The following is a 20,670-nucleotide window of genomic DNA, read 5'->3' as shown; positions in this document are numbered from 1 at the left end:
AAAAAAAGTTCACTCAATATATTTATATATTACAAAAATGTGATCTAACAGATTCGTTAAACTTACATAAAAACTGCGTAATTTTACCTTAACTGCGGTATTTTTTCTACTTCAACTATATTTTGCTTAACAGATGAGTCTGTTCATGTTTAAATACCCAAGATTTCTCTCTACTATTAAAGGATTAAAGAATGTCTATTACATATACTGATAATCTTACTACTGAGCAACAAGCTCAAATCCAAAAATACTTTCAAGAATATCAACACCCTACTCTACAAAAAGATTTACTGGCTTTAAATGTAATAAAAAAAATAGAAAAAGGTGGAGATACATTACGCATTGAACTGCAAATGCCTTTCCCGTGGAATGGTCCTTTTGAACAATTGAAATCTGCGCTTTCAGATAAATTACTCTCTGTGGCAGAAAGTAAAAATATTAAATGGCAATTAAATTACCAAGTTTCCACGCTAAAACGTGCCAATAGCCAACCAGCTGTAAAAGGTGTGAAAAATATTATTGCTGTCACTTCAGGTAAAGGTGGCGTAGGTAAATCCACTGTTACCGTAAATCTTGCATTAGCACTACAAGCACAAGGCGCCCGTGTGGGAATCTTAGATGCCGATATCTATGGACCATCAATACCGCACATGTTAGGAGCCGCAGCTCAACGCCCAACTTCACCAGATAATCAACATATTTCACCTATTGAAGCTCATGGTTTATTTGCAAATTCAATCGGTTTTTTAATGGATGAAGAAAATGCTACTGTATGGCGAGGTCCAATGGCAAGTAGTGCATTAAGCCAATTATTGAATGAAACATTATGGCCAGATCTTGACTATCTAGTTATCGATATGCCTCCTGGTACTGGAGATATTCAATTAACCTTATCACAACAAATTCCTGTTACTGGTGCCGTTGTTGTCACTACACCGCAAGATATCGCATTATTAGATGCGGTAAAAGGAATTAGTATGTTTGAGAAAGTAAAAGTTCCTGTACTTGGAATTGTTGAGAATATGTCTATGCATATTTGTTCAAACTGCGGTCATCATGAAGCAATTTTTGGTACTGGTGGTGCAGCACGTATTGCTGAAAAATACCATGTTCAAGTATTAGGTCATCTTCCTTTACATATCTGCTTACGTGAAGATCTTGATAAAGGTGTACCAACTGTTATTTCTCATTCTAATGAAGAAATTCGTGATTCATTCCTACAACTTGCTGAAAAAGTAGCAAGCGAACTTTACTGGCAAGGATCCGTCATTCCAAGTGAAATTATGTTCCGTGAAGTAAAATAAAAAGTCATTAACAACAAACGAAAAGGACATTAGAAGTGTCCTTTTTTATTTATCTAGAATTTTTATAATAAAAAACCCGCACTGTGAATATGCGGGTTTTAATATCATTAACTCAACTATTCCGATTTAGCTTGTGTTGGTTCTGCAAACACATGAGTTACAGCACTGCTATGTCCAGCTGAACCTTTACCATGGAAATAATAGCGAGAATCTTGCCATTGAACAATTTCAAATGGTTCTGAAACTTCATCGAGAACTTTTGCTTGAGTCATTGGTACTTTAGTATGGCTCACCGCAGAAATCGTCCCTAAACGACCATTAAATTGGTAAGTCACTACCTTCTCTGAAGAAATTTCTGATTTTTCTACCGCACTTTCAACGACTACTGTCTGACTTTCCGGATTAACAACAGGCTCCAGAGTTTCTTCTTGCAAACGGTCTAATGATTCTTGCAATTTTTTCTGCACTGATTCATTAGCTGGTTGGGTCACAAACCCTAAAGGCGCTATTTCAGTCTGAGACTTATCAAAAATAACTTGTGTTGCAGGTGCGGTTAATGGAATATCATTTTCAGATTTTCCATCTTGTTGTTCAAGCAACTCATCTACAGACAAGAATGAGCTATCTTTAACTTTTGATGATGCACGAACATCAATCCACACTTTACCACTCGCTAATTCAGGTGAAGCAACTGCAGCAAATAATGGCATCGCAGAAGCGGGTTCAGAACCACGACGGCGACGTTGATTATTCATACGCAAATGACGAGGTAAGCGACGACGTTCCTGACGATCACGAGACTCTTGACGTTCAGTTGATAAAGCTTCCTCTGCAACAACTTGGCTGTTATCAACATTATTATTAATCTCAGTCAAGTTATCTTTTTCTGTTGTTTGAGAAATATTTTCTACGCCTTGAGGTTTTTCGGTTTCACTAACACGCACTTTTTTACGTAAATCACGACGTTGACGACGTTGTGTTGGCTCAGCTTTTATTTCTTCATCTGGCACATCAATATTATTAGTTAAAAGATTTTCGCTCTCTATATTTTCATCGACAATTTGGCGATTACGATTATTACGACGATTATTTCGTTCGTTGCGATTACCACTTTCTGTTTTTTCAGATTTAGCTGATATCTCTTTACCTTCAATGCTCTCATTAACATCTACCGCTTTCGTATTATTTCTTTCATTACGATTACGACGGTTATTACGACGTTCTTGATTGTTACGACGATTATTGCGGGCTGTTGCAGGTTTCTCTGTTGTTTTTTCTTCCACTTCAGGCTTACTTGCAAATAAACCTTTAAGCACTGCTCGAATACGAGTCAATAATGAAGGTTGAAGACTTTTCTTCTCTTCCACTAATGGTGCTGGCTCTGAAATATTCATAGAAAGCGCTGCTGTTTCCAATACACTTTCAGAAGTTACTACCGCAGTTTCAGCAACACGAGTTGTAAACGGTTCATCTGCAATATAGGTAGAATCTTCTTGTTCTTCATACAATTTAACCAAATTGTAGCTTAAGGTATTGACATCTTCACCATCACGTACTCGGAACACATTAAAGTGAGGTGTTTCCATTTCTTTATTTGGCACCACCAGAATATCTACATTGTGGCGTTTTTCTATTTCATGAATAGCTTTACGTTTTTCATTCAATAAATAAGACGCGACATTGACAGGTACAATAGTATGTACTTTATTGGTATTTTCCTTTAAAGCTTCTTCTTCAAGCAAACGTAAAATCGATAATGAAAGAGACTCATTATCACGCACTTTACCCGTACCTTGACAACGAGGACAAATATGATGTGAAGACTCACCTAATGACGGGCTCAAACGTTGGCGAGACATTTCAAGCAGACCAAAACGAGAGATACGACTAATTTGAATACGAGCACGATCTTGACGTACAGCTTCACGCATACGGTTTTCAACTTCACGTTGGTGGCGAACTGGTGTCATATCAATAAAGTCTATCACAACCAATCCACCTAAATCACGTAAACGTAATTGACGAGCGATTTCATCAGCGGCTTCAAGATTGGTGTTTAAGGCAGTCTCTTCAATATCTCCACCTCGGGTTGAACGAGCTGAGTTAATATCAATTGCAATTAATGCTTCTGTGACATCAATTACAATTGAACCTCCTGATGGTAAACGCACTTCACGCTGGAATGCAGATTCAATTTGAGATTCAATTTGATAGTGACTAAATAATGGCACTTCACCTTGATATAATTTCACACGATTGATGAAATCTGGACGAACTAATTTAATATGAGCTTTAGCTTTTTCATAAATCTTAGGACTATCAATTAAGATTTCACCAATATCACGACGCAAATAATCTCGAATCGCACGCACGATGACATCACTTTCCTGATGAATCAAAAATGGCGCAGGGCGTCCATCAGCGGCTTGTTTAATTGCTTCCCAATGATGTAATAAAACTTTTAAGTCCCATTGTAATTCTTCTGGTGATTTTCCGACACCAGCAGTGCGAACAATCAGACCTACGCCTTCTGGAACATCAAGAGAACTTAGGGCATCTTTTAGTTCTAAGCGTTCATCGCCCTCAATACGACGAGAAATACCACCTGCACGAGGATTATTTGGCATAATAACCAAATAGCTACCAGCTAAAGAAACAAAAGTAGTTAACGCAGCACCTTTATTACCACGTTCTTCTTTATTAACTTGAACGATAACTTCTTGGCCTTCTTGCACCACATCTTTGATATTTGGACGACCTTGATATACATAATCAGCTGGAAAATATTCGCGAGCTATTTCTTTGAGAGGAAGGAAACCATGACGTTCAGATCCGTAATCAACAAAGGCAGCTTCAAGGCTTGGTTCTACACGAGTAATACGACCTTTGTAGATATTGGCTTTTTTTTGTTCATGACCTGGGCTTTCAATATCCAGATCGAATAAACGCTGGCCATCGACCAACGCAACACGCAACTCTTCTTTTTGAGTTGCATTAATTAGCATACGTTTCATTTAAATTGTCTCTTATATTTATATATTATTTCTCGACTCAAACAAATCGTCATAAAGATAAATAGCAGTTCTCTAAAAACTTCGCAATCGACCTCGTGTCTGTCGCCTAATGTCATTCTCTCGACTGTCAAGGGCTGGGTGCATTGACTGCGTTATTCATTCAAATTTAAAACATCATGCTCAAGTAATTGCATGAAATATCTAGATTTAAGTGAAGAATAAAACAAAGTTGGATTATAAAAATAAAACTTTGCAAGTAAACGTTTGTTTAAAGCCATATAAAATCGTTAAATATCAGCGTCTTACGCCATTTGCAGCACAAATATTGGATTTAACGATAACTTTTCTATACGGTTTGCATGTACAAAAAAATGCAATTTATTATCGCCTGAGAAGCCAATTTTAGCAAGGCATTTCAATAATTTTAATCTCGCTATAAATATGATAGAATTCGCCCCTCATTAAAATTTTTGAATGACTATAATCTTATTTAATTAAACTAGTTTCAGCTTGCCACTTATATGAACGATAAAATTATTAATACCTCAGTCAAAATGTTGACCATTAGCGAAGATGAAGCAGGTCAGCGTATTGATAATTACCTTCTTGCTAAGCTTAAAGGCATTCCTAAAAGCTTAATTTATCGTATTGTGCGTAAAGGTGAAGTGCGAGTGAATAAAGGTAGAATTAAACCTGAATATAAACTACAAACAAATGATATTGTACGTGTTCCACCAATTCGTATATCGGAAAAAGAACAAGCTCCCGTTTCTAGTAAATTAAATAAGGTAGCTTCCTTAGAGAAACAAATCATTTTTGAAGATGATTGTTTATTAGTATTAAACAAACCTTCAGGTATTGCGGTACATGGTGGTAGTGGACTAAGTTTCGGCGTAATTGAAGCTCTGCGTGCATTACGCCCTACGGCAAAATATCTAGAATTAGTACACCGCATTGACCGTGATACTTCAGGAATTTTATTAGTTGCTAAAAAACGTTCGGCTTTACGTAGCCTACATGAGCAACTTCGAATTAAAACCGTTAAAAAAGATTATTTGGCACTTGTACAAGGCCAATGGCAATCAGAAAAAAAAGTGGTTAAGGCACCATTATTAAAAAATGAAGTTTCCAGCCTTGTACGTGTTAGCGAACAAGGAAAACCATCAGAAACTCGTTTTGCCATTGAAGAGCGTTATCCTATCGCCACCTTATTAAGAGCATCACCTGTTACGGGGCGAACTCACCAAATTCGAGTTCATACCCAATATTCTGGGCATCCGATTGCTTTAGATGATCGTTACGGAGATCCTGAATTTGATAACCAAATGGCTGAATTCGGATTAACTCGCTTATTTTTACATGCCTATTCAATTAAATTTGAACATCCTAAAACTGGCGAAGAAATCCGTTTAACAGCGCCTTTAGATGACAATATGAAAAATATTTTAAAAAGATTACGAGCATTAAAAGAAAAATAATTGAAACACAAATTTTTCATTTTTTGACCGCACTTTCTAATAAAAAGCCCTTAATATTACAGGGCTTGTTTATCTCTAAGTTATAAACAAATCACATTATCCAGTACAGTTATTTTCTCAAGCACATTACGTTGAGCAACTGCTTTACCTTGTTTAACTTCTTCTGATTTAACTTGAGAAAGAATTTTTTGATCAGCAATATTAAATTTAGGCGTATAGTTTAATCCCACGAGTTTTTTCGTTTTCTTACTCACATTCGCTGCAATTAATGTAGCAAAATAATCATTACCTTTTGCAGAAAGATAATAAGTTGTGGCTAAATTTAAATTTACCCCTGCTTTTGTTTGTAAATCTGCACACATGCCATTTTTAGCTTTAAATTGTGTGTGGCCAACACGTGATTTGCCAAATTCGTAAAAATCAATTGTTTTAGCTTTAGCTAAGCTTAGTCGGTCTTGTGGAAGATGTGGATTAAAGGATTTTTTTAACTCAGGAATGGCTAAGATGACATTCATCACCTGGCCATTTGCATCATACAAATTATAAATATCACCAAGCGTTATGTATGAGTCAAAACCACCTTCTTTGACTTTCATAAGCGCTTCTCCAGAAGCTAATTTACTGGTATCTTTTTGTTCACTAGCATAAGCACGTTTCATAAATGCCACTTGATGCAGCTGATTATCAATATCTTCATATCCCAGCCACTGCAAGTCGCTATTACCTTTTGTACCTGAGCTACAAGCATTCAACAACATTAAACTTAATATAACTAATAATTTATTCATATAAATTCCTCTTGATATAGAGATATTATGCTTCTGCGATATTTAGAAATTCATCAAAGAAGGTTGGGAAAGTTTTAGCTGTACATTTTGGATCTAAAATTGTTATTGGCGTATTAGATAATGCAATTAATGCAAAACACATAGCCATACGGTGATCATTATAGGTTTCAATTTCAGCATGTTTAAATTTATCTAAAGCTAAAGGCTGGATTCGAATGAAATCATCGCCCTCTTCTACTTCGGCACCAACCTTACGTAATTCTGTCGCCATTGCGGTTAAACGATCTGTTTCCTTTACTCGCCAATTATAAATATTACGAATAACGGTTTCGCCTTCAGCAAATAATGCCGTTGTAGCAATTGTCATCGCAGCATCAGGAATATGATTCATATCCATATCCACACCAACTAAATGACCTTGCTCTGCTTCTATATAATCTTCACCCCAAATAATCTTTGCCCCCATTGCTTCAAGCACATCCGCAAATAGACGATCGCCTTGAATACTATTTTTACCGACCCCTGTTACACGTACCTTGCCTTTAATTGCACCCGCAGCTAAAAAATAAGAGGCAGATGAAGCATCGCCTTCAACTAAAAAGGTCTTTGGTGATTGATATTGCTGATTACCTTTGACAATAAAACGCTGATAGTTTTGATTTTCTACAGATACTCCAAAAATTTTCATCATATTTAACGTGATATCAATATAAGGCTTAGACACTAACTCACCAATAATTTCGATTTCAGTATCTCCCTCTGACATAGGCGTTGCCATTAAAAGTGCGGTCAAAAATTGAGAAGAAACCGAACCATCAATTTTAACTTTACCACCTTTTAGCCCAGTATTACGAATAGCAAGTGGAGGATAGCCTTCTTGTTCCAAATATTGAATATCTGCACCCGCTTGTAATAAAGCATCTACCAAATGCTGAATTGGACGCTCTTTCATTCTAGGCTCACCCGTTAACACAATTTCAGCAGGCTGTAAGTTTGGACTAGCTAAACATAATGCTGCGGTTAATGGACGCATTGCTGTCCCAGCATTACCTAAAAACAATGATAATCCGCTATTCCATTCAAAAGAATGTCCTAAACCCTGTACTTCACAAACTGATTTATCTTCAGATAACTGGTAATTAACTCCTAAATGCTTGAGTGCATTAAGCATATGACGAACATCATCACTGTCTAATAAATTGGTTACTTTAGTCGTCCCTTTTGCTAAAGCTGCTAGCAATAAGGCTCGATTTGAAAGGCTTTTTGAGCCAGGTAAATTAATTGTACCTTGAACACGAGTAATTGGCGTAAGTGTAATTTTTTCCATTGTTTGTCTTAAATAGGATAAATAAAAGCGGAAAATTTTTTATTATTTGACCGCACTTTTAAGAAGAAGGCATGAGTTAATAAACTAATGCCTAGCATAGGCATATACTAAAACTAATTAAGCATTTTCTGCTTCAAATTTTTTCATAAAGGCAATAAGTGCTTCAACACCTTCAATTGGCATAGCATTATAAATTGAAGCTCGCATCCCACCGAATACTTTATGACCTTTCAAGGCTTGTAAACCTACCGCAGTTGCCTCATTAACAAATTTTGCATTGAGTTCATCATCACCAGTTGTAAATGTCACATTCATAACTGAGCGATTTTCCTTAGCAATCGTATTGTGATAGAAAGTAGTTTGATCTAAATAGCTATAAAGTAATTCTGCTTTTTTCAAGTTACGTGCAGCAACTGCATCAACACCGCCATGAGCTAATAAATCTTTAAACACTAATGAACATAAATACCAGGCAAATGTAGGAGGAGTATTAATCATTGAATCAGCATTCGCTTGTACTTCATAATTCCAAATTGAAGGAGTTGCTTTACGAGCTTTACCAATTAAATCCTCACGAACAATCACAATCACAATACCAGCAGGACCTAAGTTTTTTTGAGCCCCCGCATAAATTAAACCGAATTTACTAATATCTAATTTACGAGAAAGAATATTTGATGAAAAGTCTCCCACAAGCACCGCATTACCTACATTAGGAATTTCTGTAATTTCAACTCCTGTAATGGTTTCATTGGGACAATAATGAACATAATCATATTGATCTGCAATATCACTAAAATCTAAACGCTTGACTCGAGTTAATCCATCCTTCTCTTCAATAATGCTAATTTCATCGATTTCAGCAAAATTACAAGCTTCTTTCGCCGCAGTTGCAGACCAATGACCGCTGTTTAAATAAAGTGCTTTACCTTTTTCAGCAATTAAATTCATCGGAATAGCCGCAAATTGACCACGTGCTCCGCCTTGCAAAAAAAGTACTTTATAATTATCTGGAATGTTATATAACTCACGGAAGTCTTTGTCTGCTTGAGTAATTAACTCCATAAAATATTTACCTCTATGGCTAACTTCCATTACAGACGTACCTTGACCTTGCCAATTCAACAATTCTTCTTGTGCTTTTTTTAACACTGCAGCGGGTATCATTGCAGGACCTGCACTGAAATTAAATACTTGAGACATATTTTGGCTTCCTAATAATTGGTTATTGAATAAAAAGTGATATTTTTTATTTTTATCACCTTGAGGCATACTAATCAACGAATTTTCACCAATTCCTAATAATTTTTGATTTGTATTACAAAAAAAAGCTTAACTCTTTGACGAGAATAGCAAAACAAGCTAAATTATTTGTATCTTTTGCCTATCCACTTTATAGAGAGAATTACTATGGAAAATGTAAACAAACAATCATTCCAAGACGTTTTAGAATATGTACGTTTATATCGTTTAAGAAACAAATTATTACGCGATATTGGTGATAACGATCGTAAAATTCGTGACAATCAAAAACGTGTTTTACTCTTAGACAATCTAAGTGAATATATTACGAATAATATGAGTATTAGCGATGTACGAGCAATTATTGAAAATATGCGTGATGACTACGAAGGTCGAGTGGATGACTATATGATTAAAAATGCTGAGCTCTCAACACAACGCCGTGAAATCAAAGAAACGATGAGAGCACAAAGAAAAGCACATGAAGCTTTATTGAAAAAAGTTGAGGATTAATTATTCCTCAGTAAAAAAGTGCGGTGATATTACCGCACTTTTTGTAGTTTATGACTGATTATATGGATAGCGTAAAATCACCTTATTATAAAAGTTGCCATTAATTTGCGTTTTGTTCAAATGGTAACGCCGATAAGCTATAAATAAATTAGCATCTGGTATTTGTGGATTATTCCAAAACTCTTCTAAGCTAGATTGGCTAGTTAAACCCGGAATATCATAATTAGCACGCCCTAAGGTTTTAACAGGCATACCATGCAATAACGCAGAAACACCACTTGTGCTATTCAATGTTACCATCCCTCGTCCATGTCTTAAAAAGACTGGTAATGGTACATCATGAATGTAAAAAACCCGTCCTTTCAAATTTGAATAATCTTGCTCAATTTCTTCAATTACATGACTATAATCAATAAATCCTCGATCCATTGGATGATGTTTAACAATCAAATTAATATGTGGTGGTGCATAATTTGCGAAAGAAATTAAAACATCACGTAAAAAAGCTTCTACACTCTCATAATCAGTATGTTCTGAAATTTGACTATCATCATAAACTTGTAAAGGAACAATAAAAAATTGTCCGAATTTTCCATTTTCAACATCTTTAGCAAAAGAACGATCTTTCAACAAATAACAGAGCCTTTTAATACCCGATGTTACCCAAAGTTTAATATAATAACGTAAACTTAAAATACGGTGATGCTTATAATGAGAATATCTTTTATGTGCTAAATAAGTGGCTACATAATATTGTGTTGCTAACTTTGCCATAGGATAAAAACCTTTCGCAACATGAAGTGGTTGGTGAGGTTCATGTAATTCATGTGCTAGTTCTAGAAAAAATGCACTTTCACGAGGAATCGGTGAATAAGCATTCACACCTGATTTCTCTAAAGTAACATAATTCGGTCTAAAATAACCTTCCTCAAATGCCCAAAATGGGATATTGAGTTCTTCTGCAACTCTTTTAGCAATTTTATGGCAATGACGATTATCACCAAAACACAGCATTGCATCAATACTATGCTCACGACAAAATTGTTTTAAATAAGCACGTAAAATTACAAAGTGATCGGAAAATTGAAATGTATTTGGAGACGAAGGCGGATAAAAATGATCATCTCCAGCATTAAAATTTATTTTATATACTGTTTTACCTTGTTCATGTGATAACCATTCTCCAAATTGAAAGAAAAAAGGACCAATTGGACCCTGCAATAACAAAATTTTATTAGAAGATGCTACTAATTCATCTAAATAATGAGTAATCATAAAAACCCTAGTTTTAATATTTTAATGCTTGATAAAGCTGTTTTAATTTTTCTAATTGTTTTGTAATCCAATATCGATGCAGACCATTATTTTGGCTTTGAAATTTTTGTTCTCTCAAAATATTAATTGCGTGCTCCGCATCTATTATACATCCTTTCTTAGGATCTACATACTGAGGATAATAAATCATGACTGCAGCTATCAGTTGTAATAAAGATAACTTTCTTTGGCGACGAGTTAAACAAATATAATCTTTCGTTAATCCCCAATTAGAATAAAATGGCAATCCATAACAATGTACAACTTTTCCTCTCAATAGAGCTTCAAATCCAGCTAATGAAGTCATTGTATGAACTTCATCCACTTGATTTATACAATCTAAAATATTTATATTTTCAACAATATCATCAGCATAACTCATCGCTTTATCACGAGCAATTTTACCTGCACGATTTCCGCTTTCTACATCAGGATGAGGTTTATAAATAATATAAGCATCTGGATTCATAGTTCTAACTTGTTTCAATAAATCAAGATTTTTATTGATCTGAGGTGAACCAAAACGAATTGATGCATCATCTTCCACCTGTCCAGGAACTAAAATAGTTAGTCTATCCTGATGTTTCAGACGAAAACCTGAATTACCTACATTATATTTACCTATATTTTCAGCAACTAAACGTTGTCTTAACTTCTCTGCCAAAATGAGATCTTGTTCAGAAAAATCATAGTGCTGTAGAATAGATTCTAGACGTGAGGGAGTTTGTGCATTAAAGTAAATCCCTAAATCATCAATGACTAAAGATAAAGGTGCAACTAAATTTGATCCTAATCCAACCGAACGAATAAAACCATCTTCCATACGTAAAAGAGGTAGATTATGCTGTTTAGCATAATTTAATATTTCAGCGTTACCTTGACTCCAAATAAGTAGTTTAGCATCCGAAAAGTGCGGTAGCTTTTCTAATTTTTTTAACGAAGATACAAACTTTAAATGACATTGTGGTAAATTGAAAAATGGCTTAATTACAGCTCTTTTCCATAAAGACATACCAACAGAATACAAATGACCACTTAAACGTAAATTAAGTAATTTAGTTCGATGTAAATATTCAATCACATCAAAAATAGACCCAACTTCTCCATTATTTGGATTAATATAACGACTATATTGTAAATATGCTGCTGTAAAGAGTTGCAATAAGGTTCTAGGAACACGACGATTACCGTTCACTAATTGCGTAACCATGGGGTGTCGATCATCAGATAATCCCCATCCAGCAAACCAAGGAACGCCAAATGTCACAACTTTTTTTCGTAACATTAAGGCTTCAAATCCCATTTGAGATGTAACACAGTAAACCTTATCAACATATTTTAATAAAGAAAGCGCATTCACATCATCTACAAATAAACGAATTTTATTCGTATAATTTGATAAATTAGTTAAATACCCTTTTTTTCTACCACTTAGTACATCAGGATGTGTTCTAACCCAAATTTCCGCATTAGGATTTTCTTCTATAGCACAATCTAACATCTGTTTGAAGTGGTATTCTGTGGCCTGTCCATATTGTACCGCCATATCACCAAAGGTTTGATCCACCACAAGCACGATATCAGATTTATTTGACATATCCGGAGAAAAGTCTGGAGCATGATTATATTTTGATAGGTTATATTTCACTAGTAAAGATAGTGCTTTTTCTGCATCAGACAAGATACTTTGGGCAATATTTTCAGCTGATAAAATAAGTTTTTCTAAACGAGAAGGCTTGGTGCTATCGTAATAAATACCACAATCATCGACCACCATAGAGAAAGGTGGATAGCCTGCAACCCCCAATCCCAATGAACGCAAAAAGCCATCTTCTAATGCAAAATAGGGTAAATGATGTGATGAGGCATAAATTCTTGCTCGTCGAGAGGAGGGTCGAAAGCCCCATCCCAATACAGCACTAACATTTTCTGTTGGTTGAAACCATTTAGCGTTGATTAATTGATATTCCGGAAGGAAATTTTTTAAATTTGGAATTTTTAAAATCCCACGGGAAAAAATAAGTGCTTTAGACATCATTAAGTGTAGGCTCTTAAAATAAAACTGGAACAATAATCTTATAATTATTGTCCCTATTATAATATTAAGATGCTACCATTACCATAGCAGGGCGAATCACTCGGCCATTTAATAAATAGCCTTTCTGTAACACGCTAGTAATTTGATTACTTTCGAAACCTTCCGCTGGTTGCATGGAAATAGCTTGATGCATTTCTGGATTAAAAGCTTCTCCCACATTACCTACTGGCTCAACACCAAAACGGCCAACTGTAGCTAATAATTCTTTAAGTGTTAGTTCTACACCATCAAACAAAGCTTTTATACTTTCATCTTCTTTATTTACTGGGGAAGCTAATGCACGTTCTAAATTATCAATAGTATTTAAAATATCTTTTGAAAATTTCTCTAATGCAAATTTATGGGCTTTTTCTACATCTTGTTCAGCTCGACGACGCATATTATCCATTTCAGCACGAGAACGTAGCAATAAATCTTGCTCTTTTTTAGCTGTTTCAGCTAATTGTTCTTCTAATTCTTGAACACGTGCAATAGCTTCTTCTAGAGCATCAGAAGACTCTTCCTCTACAGTGGTTTGTTCTTCAGTATCCTGTATTTCTTGAGTTGCTAAATCTTCTGTAATTTCAACTTTTTCTTGGTTTTGCGCTTGTTCTGACATTATTTTCTCCGTCTGAATATAAAAATCTAATCATAAAGCAAAGATTAGTAGTATCATTGTAACAAACCCATGAAAGAATGTTAATGTTACTTTTACTCCTTTTTATAGGTTATATAAGGGTAAAACTGCCTGATTCAAGTACTTATAAAAAACATAAAATAAGGAATTGTAAAACAAATGGTTACAGCAGCCTCATTTAAAACTATTGCAGTAGTAGGTCGTCCTCGTAATGATGCATCCTTACAAATGCATAAAAACATCGTTCATTGGTTGAGCGAAAAAGGATATCAGGTTTTAGTCGAAAAAGAGATTGGAAGAAGCTTAAACATTGATGAAAAATACCTCGCCTCGTTAACACAAATCGGACAACAAGCACAATTAGTCATTGTGATTGGTGGAGATGGAAATATGCTTGGCCATGCGAGAGAGTTATGCAAATATGATATTCCACTGATTGGCATAAATAGAGGTAACTTAGGCTTTCTCACCGATATTGATCCTAAAAATGCTTATGCACAATTACAAGCTTGTTTAAATGGCGAATTCTTTGTAGAAGAACGATTTCTATTAGAAGCCTCTATACAACGTAATGGGGAAATTATTGCAAAAGGAGAAGCTATTAATGAATTAGTTATTCATCCTGCTAAAATTGCACATATGATTGATTTCCAAGTTTTTATTGATGATAAGTTTGCCTTTTCACAACGTTCTGATGGTTTAATTGTTGCTACCCCAACAGGCTCTACGGCTTACTCTCTTTCAGCAGGAGGCCCTATTTTAACACCACAGTTAAATGCCATTGCTCTTGTTCCTATGTTTCCACATACATTATCTTCAAGACCCTTAGTTATTGATGGTAATAGCAAAATCTCAATTAATTTTGCTGATTATAATGTAGCAAACGTTGAAATAAGTTGTGATAGCCAATTTACACTTGATGTTCACAGTACTGATATCGTGCATATTCAAAAGACTCCACATAAACTACGCCTATTACATTTACATAATTACAATTATTACAATGTGTTAAGTTCAAAACTTGGATGGCTTAAAAAATTATTTTAGTTTTTTCCATTACAACCCCTTTACTGTATAAAAAATCATATATATACTGATTATTATACAGTAAAGGAGATTATCTAATGCTTACTCAACTCACAATTAATAATTTTGCTATCGTTCACCACCTTGATATTGAACTCTCTAAAGGAATGTCAGTTATTACAGGTGAAACTGGTGCTGGTAAATCTATTGCCATTGATGCATTAGGTTTATGTCTCGGTCAACGTACAGATGCATCAATGTTACGTGAAGGTGCTGAACGAGTTGAAGTCTGTGCAACATTTCATATTGAAAAAAACTCTGTTGCAGATCAGTGGTTAATTGACAATGAATTGAGAGATCAAGAAAATCCTGAAGAATGTATTCTCCGCCGTTTAATCAATCAAGAAGGGCGTTCAAAAGCTTTTATTAATGGCACCCCAGTATCTGCCTCATTACTAAAAGACTTAGGACAAAAACTTATTCATATAAATGGGCAACACTCGTCCCAACTATTACTAAAAAATGAGTTTCAATTACAGGCTTTAGATAATTTTTGTGCTCACTATCAGTTACTAGAAGATATGGCTGAAACATATCAAGTATGGAAGAACTTACAATTACAAGTTAAAACATTTAAACAAAGATGTGCTGAAAATGAAGCTAAAAAACAACTTCTACAATATCAAGTTGATGAATTAAATGAATTGAACTTACAACCTAATGAATATCTTGAATTAGAAGAAGAACAGCGCCGTCTCTCTAATAGTGAACAACTTACTAACTTATCACAATCTACATTACAAATTTTAAGTGAAAATGAAACAGTTAACGTCGATAGCTTACTTTATCGGGCAACTCAATATATTGAAGAACTCTCTGAATTAGATACTCGTTATACAAATATTCAAAGTTTATTGCAAGATGCATTAATTCAAATTAAAGAAGCTAATACAGAATTACAACATCTATCCAATAATATTGAGTCAGCTCCTCAAGTACTGCAAGAAATAGAACAAAGAATGCATCAAGTACTACAATTAGCTCGTAAGCATAATGTAAAACCTGAAAATCTAGTAGCATTACATCAAACATTAAAGAAAGAATTGTCCCAACTTATAGATTTTTATGACAATGAAGATGAATTACTAGCACAAGAACAGCAAGCTTATCAAAAGACATTAGCAGCAGCTACTGAACTTCATCAAAGTCGTCAACAAGGCGCAGATAAGCTTGCTAAGCAAATGACAAAATCAATAAAACAACTTGCTATGGAAAACGCAGAGTTTTTTATTAATTTGGAAGCCAATTACAATGAAATTACAAGTAACGGAGCGGATAATGTCATTTTTAATTTGCGAAGTAATTTAGGACAATCAGCACAGCCTCTTTCTAAAATTGCGTCTGGTGGCGAATTATCAAGAATTGCACTTGCGCTACAAGTATTAACTTCAGATAAAATTGCCATTCCCACCTTAATCTTTGATGAAATTGATGTTGGTATCAGCGGCGCTACTGCAAGCATTGTCGGTAAATTATTAAGAAAACTAAGTAGCAAATGCCAAGTAGTTTGTGTCACTCACTTACCTCAAGTTGCCTGTCACGGGCATCAGCATTTTATGGTAGAAAAATCGACAATAGAAGGCAAAACAGAAACGAAAATGATTGAACTATCCGCTCAACAGCGTGTAAAAGCACTTGCCAAATTATTAGGGGGAAGCAAAATTACTGATACGGCGTTAGCAAATGCACAAGAATTATTAGCTCTTGTAGGTTAACAGCAAAGCCAAAATTAAAGGACTGATTTTGTTCAACCCAAAACCAGTCCTTAAACTTATAATCTAACTACATAGAACAGAGAATAATAGTTATCTGCTTTATGAAATATTAGATTAGAAGCGATAACCAACACCTAGGAAAAATATAGTTGGATCTAAAGTCACTTTATTTTCATGCTCAGTACCTGCAACTTTAAATGTTGCTTTAGTTTTAATTTTTGCATAATACATTGAGGCATTTATAAAGAAATTATCAGTGATATTAATATCCACCCCCATATTTGTCATTAATCCCCAAGAATCTTTTAATTTGAGGTCTGTAACTCCAGCAAGTACTTCTTTTTCATCAAAGAAAGTGGTGTAGTTTACCCCTGCACCAATATATGGGCGAACAGGAGAATCTTTATCTAAGAAATAATATTGTGCATATAAACTTGGTGGTAAATGTTTTGTTTTACCCACTAATGTATTACCTAATGTAATTTCATGGCTAAATGGTGTTGCAGCTAATAATTCAACACCGACATTATCAGTAAACATATAGGTTGCAGTTAAGCCTAATTGAGCATTAGAATTAACATCTAAATTCTTCCACGCTGGATTAGAATTATCTACATTAGGAACAACTAACGCTCCACCTGCGCGAACAATCACATCACCTGCACTATGTGCCATTACCGCTCCACTGACTAATGCAGCACTTATACCCAACACGAATCCTAATTTTTTCATTGTATTATCCTTAAGTCGAAAAACTTACAAAAATTGTGCCTATTCACAGGCGTAAGAAATATACCAATAAATGGGTATTAAAAATGTGATCAATATCAAAGTTTATGAAATAAATTTATTAAAATTATTTGACATGCATCAAAATCCACTATTTTTATACAATTAAGCATAAACACAGTATAATAGACAGTGATAATTCAACTGATTAATATGAGGTCTTAAATGACAATTAATTTTTCACAGATTTTGCAAGATAGTTGGAATTTTATGAGAAACCAGCGTAAATTTGTGTTCACTCTGATACTATTCTTTTGTTTAGCCAGTTTAATAATTAACTTTTTGGGCTCATCTTTATTTCAAACCGCAATTGAAACATCAAGCACAGAGATAGGAAATAAAAATGATATTTCTATCATGATGCAACGTGTACAAAGTGATAATTTCTTAGTGTTATATTTAGTCAATCAATTAATGACATTTGTCCTTTCTGCTTGGGGGCTATTTGGTATTCATCAAATTAGCCAAGGTCAAGCTGTGAATTACACTCAAAGCACTAAATCGACTTTGAATGGGATTATCGGTTTCATCATGCTCAACATCATTATCAGCCTTCCTTTAGCAATAGGGTTAATAAATATACTCCCAGCGATTGTTAATTCTAGTAATACAACTGGACTCTTTGGAATTATTTTAGTTATCCTAGGTACTTACATTTATATTCGTTTATGTCTAACTCCTATACATTATCTCATGACTAAAGTGAGTCTTTTACAAGCTATTCAACAAATTTGGCAAATGAGTCAAAAGCGTGTTGCAATTCTTTTTATTTATTGCTTATTAATTTATTTTTTTATCCCCGCTCTAACACAGCAAATTGCATTTTTAGCAACAAATATAACTATTGATATTATTGCAACATTATTAATTGCTACAATTAGTGTATTTGTGCTTATTATTAGTTATCGTTTTTATATTTTATTTAATCAAAAGGCATAAAATAAATGAAACAACTACTTGAATTTATTCCTCTCATTTTATTTTTTATCGTTTATAAATTGTCAGGTATTAGAGAAGCTGCGATAACTCTAGTTTTAGCAACAATTATTCAAATGATCATTTTAAAATTGAAATATGGTCAAATTGAAAAGCAACAAATTATTATGGGTGTTGCTGTAGTTTTCTTTGGTGGATTAACAGCTTATTTTAACAAAGTTGAATACTTACAATGGAAAGTCACTATTGTTTATGCGTTATTTGCACTTATTCTTTTAATAAGCCAATTTGTTTTTAAAAAACCACTTATTCAAAAATTATTAGGTAAGGAAATTTCACTTCCTGAAAAAGTTTGGAATAATCTTAATTTAGGCTGGTCGTGCTTTTTTCTTTTATGCATGGTGATCAATATTTATATTAGCCAGTATTATTCAGAAGAAATTTGGGTTGATTTCAAATCTTTCGGAATTATTACTATGACTTTCATAGCAACCATATTGACAGGAATTTATATTTATCGTTATCTTCCTAAAGACAATCAACAAAAGTAGGTTATAAATGACAGAAATAACTCAAACAAATCGATTCCCTAAAGGTTCTCTAATTTTGAGAACCTTAGCTATGCCTTCTGATACCAATGCAAATGGTGATATTTTTGGTGGTTGGATTATGTCTCAAATGGACATGGGAGGTGCTATTCTTGCCAAAGAAATAAGTAAAGGGCGGGTGGTCACAGTATGTGTAGAACGAATCACATTTTTACATCCCATTGCTGTAGGTGATGTTGTTTGTTGCTATGGCAAATTAGTAAAAGTAGGACGTTCATCTATGCAAGTCAAAGTTGAAGTATGGATTAAGAAAGTTTATGAAGGTATCAGTGATCGTAATTGTGTGACAGAAGCTCTCTTCACCTATGTTGCTATAGACAAAGATGGAAAACCTCGAGCTGTTCCTAGAGAAAATAATCCAGAATTAGAACAAGCATTAATGTTAATAACAGAATAATCAATAGGAAGATAAAAATGATGTATTATGTAATTTTTGCACAAGATAAGCCTAATACACTAGAACAACGTATGGCTGTTCGCCCACAACATCTAGCTCGTTTAGAGTTACTTCATAAAGAAGAGCGTTTACTTACCGCCGGCCCTAATCCTACGATTGATGGAACAGGTATAACAGGCTCAACTGTAATTGCAAAATTTGCCTCTTTAAAGGATGCTCAAGCTTGGGCAGATAAGGATCCTTATGTGGCTGCTGGGGTATATGAGAATGTTATTATTAAACCATTCAAACCTGTGTTCTAGCTAATGGCTTGAATAAAATTTTTTTAATAAACACCGCACTTTAGTTGATTAACCAAAAAGTGCGGTGTTTTTTTACAAAATTTTTAGGCATTATTCACTGAAAATGCCATAACATTTTCAATTTTGGATTCGTCTAAAGCAACCATAATTAAACGATCTACACCTAATGCCACACCAGAACAATCTGGCATACCAGATTGCAATGCCCCCAGTAAACGTTTATCTACCAAACGTTGTGGTAACCCCATTTTCTCTCTTTGTCTATTATCTTGTTCAAAACGAGTTGATTGCTCATGGGCATCTGTTAACTCATGGAAACCATTAGCCAGTTCTAAACCTTTATAATAAAATTCAAAACGCTCTGCAACCCGATGATCTTCTGGGCTGATCTGAGCTAACGCAGCTTGTGTTGCTGGGAAATGATAAACAACAGTAGGACGATCTCTACCAATGCAAGGCTCAACTACGGTACTAAATAAAAACTCCAGCAAGGTATCTCGATCTTCATTGGCATCACACATAAAATGGTGTTCATGGGCTTTAGCCACTAATTCTTCACGAGTTGCAGAAAGAGGGTCTACTCCGACAAATTGTTGAAAAGCAAACTGATAACTCAAACTTTCCGCTGGTTCACAATCAAGAATTTGTTGCAATAAATCATCCACTTCATTAATCAAACGGTACATATCAAAATGCGGGCGATACCATTCCAACATGGTAAATTCAGGATTATGGCGATTTCCAGCTTCTTCATTACGAAAAACTCGGCATAATTGAAAAATTGCTCCACATCCTGCAGCAATTAAACGCTTCATGTGATATTCAGGACTTGTACCTAACCATAAGGTCTTAGAATGCTCATTTAAAGGTGCCACAAATTCAGTATTGAAGGTAGATAAGTGTACATCAGTTACACCAAATTCACTTAGAACAGGGGTTTCTACTTCTAATAAACCTCGTTCAGTAAAAAACTTACGAATTTCATTAATAATTTTAGCTCTCGCTTGTAAAGTTTTTATAGAGGCCGTAGGACGCCAATCTTCTGCTACAAACATAAATATACCTATTATAAAAATATTAATGCTATATTTTAATCTACTTTCAAGTAAGTTTCCAAAGAGTTTGATTGGTGATTAAAATATT

18 protein-coding genes are annotated in these 20,670 nt (G+C 34.5%); 9 read left to right on the top strand and 9 right to left on the bottom strand.

Annotated features, from left to right (window positions below):
• Window positions 1-191 precede the first annotated feature (191 nt).
• The gene (gene apbC / locus BN1226_RS07330; protein ID WP_044470639.1) at window positions 192-1,304 is read left to right on the top strand and encodes an iron-sulfur cluster carrier protein ApbC; all 1,113 of its coding nucleotides are present in this window, start codon (window positions 192-194) and stop codon (window positions 1,302-1,304) included.
• A 116-nt stretch (window positions 1,305-1,420) separates the two neighbouring features.
• On the opposite strand, the gene rne is transcribed toward apbC, so the two are convergent.
• Complete coding sequence (gene rne, locus BN1226_RS07325; RefSeq protein WP_044470638.1) at window positions 1,421-4,318, bottom strand: ribonuclease E; 2,898 nt, start codon at window positions 4,316-4,318, stop codon at window positions 1,421-1,423.
• Window positions 4,319-4,839: 521 nt separating this feature from the next.
• Here rne and rluC point away from each other — a divergent pair.
• Window positions 4,840-5,796, top strand: coding sequence for a 23S rRNA pseudouridine(955/2504/2580) synthase RluC (gene rluC / locus BN1226_RS07320; RefSeq protein WP_044470637.1), 957 nt, complete (start codon window positions 4,840-4,842; stop codon window positions 5,794-5,796).
• A gap of 80 nt (window positions 5,797-5,876) precedes the next feature.
• On the opposite strand, the gene BN1226_RS07315 is transcribed toward rluC, so the two are convergent.
• The 3 genes from BN1226_RS07315 to serC form a co-directional block, all read right to left on the bottom strand.
• Window positions 5,877-6,584, bottom strand: a complete 708-nt coding sequence (locus BN1226_RS07315) for a DUF8095 domain-containing protein (RefSeq protein WP_044470636.1) — start codon at window positions 6,582-6,584, stop codon at window positions 5,877-5,879.
• A 25-nt stretch (window positions 6,585-6,609) separates the two neighbouring features.
• Window positions 6,610-7,911, bottom strand: coding sequence for a 3-phosphoshikimate 1-carboxyvinyltransferase (aroA, locus tag BN1226_RS07310; protein WP_044470635.1), 1,302 nt, complete (start codon window positions 7,909-7,911; stop codon window positions 6,610-6,612).
• A 117-nt stretch (window positions 7,912-8,028) separates the two neighbouring features.
• Complete coding sequence (serC, locus tag BN1226_RS07305) at window positions 8,029-9,114, bottom strand: 3-phosphoserine/phosphohydroxythreonine transaminase (protein ID WP_044470810.1); 1,086 nt, start codon at window positions 9,112-9,114, stop codon at window positions 8,029-8,031.
• 207 nt (window positions 9,115-9,321) lie between these two features.
• Here serC and BN1226_RS07300 point away from each other — a divergent pair, with 207 nt between their 5' ends.
• Window positions 9,322-9,666: a DUF496 family protein gene (locus BN1226_RS07300; protein WP_044470634.1), complete on the top strand. Its 345-nt coding sequence runs from the start codon at window positions 9,322-9,324 to the stop codon at window positions 9,664-9,666.
• Window positions 9,667-9,714: 48 nt separating this feature from the next.
• Here BN1226_RS07300 and BN1226_RS07295 read toward each other — a convergent pair whose 3' ends face one another.
• The 3 genes from BN1226_RS07295 to grpE all read right to left on the bottom strand — a co-directional run bounded on the left by BN1226_RS07295 (window position 9,715) and on the right by grpE (window position 13,676).
• Window positions 9,715-10,941 (bottom strand): capsule biosynthesis protein, encoded by a 1,227-nt coding sequence (locus tag BN1226_RS07295; RefSeq protein ID WP_044470633.1) that lies wholly within the window; start codon window positions 10,939-10,941, stop codon window positions 9,715-9,717.
• 13 nt (window positions 10,942-10,954) lie between these two features.
• The gene (locus BN1226_RS07290) at window positions 10,955-13,015 is read right to left on the bottom strand and encodes a capsular polysaccharide biosynthesis protein (protein ID WP_420835359.1); all 2,061 of its coding nucleotides are present in this window, start codon (window positions 13,013-13,015) and stop codon (window positions 10,955-10,957) included.
• A 67-nt stretch (window positions 13,016-13,082) separates the two neighbouring features.
• Window positions 13,083-13,676 carry a nucleotide exchange factor GrpE gene (gene grpE / locus BN1226_RS07285; RefSeq protein WP_044470631.1) on the bottom strand — a complete coding sequence of 198 codons (594 nt, stop codon included), beginning with the start codon at window positions 13,674-13,676 and terminating at the stop codon, window positions 13,083-13,085.
• Between the two features lie 177 nt (window positions 13,677-13,853).
• On the opposite strand from grpE, the gene BN1226_RS07280 reads away from it, so the two are divergent.
• Window positions 13,854-14,741, top strand: a complete 888-nt coding sequence (locus BN1226_RS07280; protein ID WP_005761609.1) for an NAD(+) kinase — start codon at window positions 13,854-13,856, stop codon at window positions 14,739-14,741.
• Between the two features lie 77 nt (window positions 14,742-14,818).
• A complete protein-coding gene (gene recN / locus BN1226_RS07275; RefSeq protein ID WP_044470630.1) occupies window positions 14,819-16,495 on the top strand; it encodes a DNA repair protein RecN in 1,677 nt (558 codons plus the stop codon).
• A 114-nt stretch (window positions 16,496-16,609) separates the two neighbouring features.
• Here the strand turns inward: recN and BN1226_RS07270 are convergent, their stop codons facing one another.
• On the bottom strand, window positions 16,610-17,227 hold the full coding sequence (locus tag BN1226_RS07270; RefSeq protein ID WP_005761499.1) for an OmpW family outer membrane protein: 618 nt from the start codon (window positions 17,225-17,227) through the stop codon (window positions 16,610-16,612).
• 222 nt (window positions 17,228-17,449) lie between these two features.
• Here BN1226_RS07270 and BN1226_RS07265 point away from each other — a divergent pair, with 222 nt between their 5' ends.
• Genes BN1226_RS07265 through BN1226_RS07250 form a run of 4 tightly spaced genes read left to right on the top strand, consistent with a single transcriptional unit; the run spans window position 17,450 to window position 19,527 of the window.
• Window positions 17,450-18,223 carry a hypothetical protein gene (locus BN1226_RS07265; RefSeq protein ID WP_044470629.1) on the top strand — a complete coding sequence of 258 codons (774 nt, stop codon included), beginning with the start codon at window positions 17,450-17,452 and terminating at the stop codon, window positions 18,221-18,223.
• A 5-nt stretch (window positions 18,224-18,228) separates the two neighbouring features.
• Window positions 18,229-18,771 carry a septation protein A gene (locus BN1226_RS07260; RefSeq protein ID WP_044470628.1) on the top strand — a complete coding sequence of 181 codons (543 nt, stop codon included), beginning with the start codon at window positions 18,229-18,231 and terminating at the stop codon, window positions 18,769-18,771.
• A 7-nt stretch (window positions 18,772-18,778) separates the two neighbouring features.
• Complete coding sequence (yciA, locus tag BN1226_RS07255) at window positions 18,779-19,225, top strand: acyl-CoA thioester hydrolase YciA (protein ID WP_044470627.1); 447 nt, start codon at window positions 18,779-18,781, stop codon at window positions 19,223-19,225.
• A gap of 20 nt (window positions 19,226-19,245) precedes the next feature.
• Window positions 19,246-19,527: a YciI family protein gene (locus BN1226_RS07250; protein WP_044470809.1), complete on the top strand. Its 282-nt coding sequence runs from the start codon at window positions 19,246-19,248 to the stop codon at window positions 19,525-19,527.
• An 83-nt stretch (window positions 19,528-19,610) separates the two neighbouring features.
• Here the strand turns inward: BN1226_RS07250 and epmA are convergent, their stop codons facing one another.
• Window positions 19,611-20,582 carry an elongation factor P--(R)-beta-lysine ligase gene (gene epmA, locus BN1226_RS07245; RefSeq protein ID WP_044470626.1) on the bottom strand — a complete coding sequence of 324 codons (972 nt, stop codon included), beginning with the start codon at window positions 20,580-20,582 and terminating at the stop codon, window positions 19,611-19,613.
• Between the last annotated feature and the right edge of the window lie 88 nt (window positions 20,583-20,670).

It is taken from the genome of Mannheimia massilioguelmaensis (genome assembly GCF_000940515.1).
Classification (GTDB): domain Bacteria; phylum Pseudomonadota; class Gammaproteobacteria; order Enterobacterales; family Pasteurellaceae; genus Basfia; species Basfia bettyae.
Note: the sequence above shows the minus strand (reverse complement) of the source record. Positions and strands in the feature narration are given on the sequence as shown.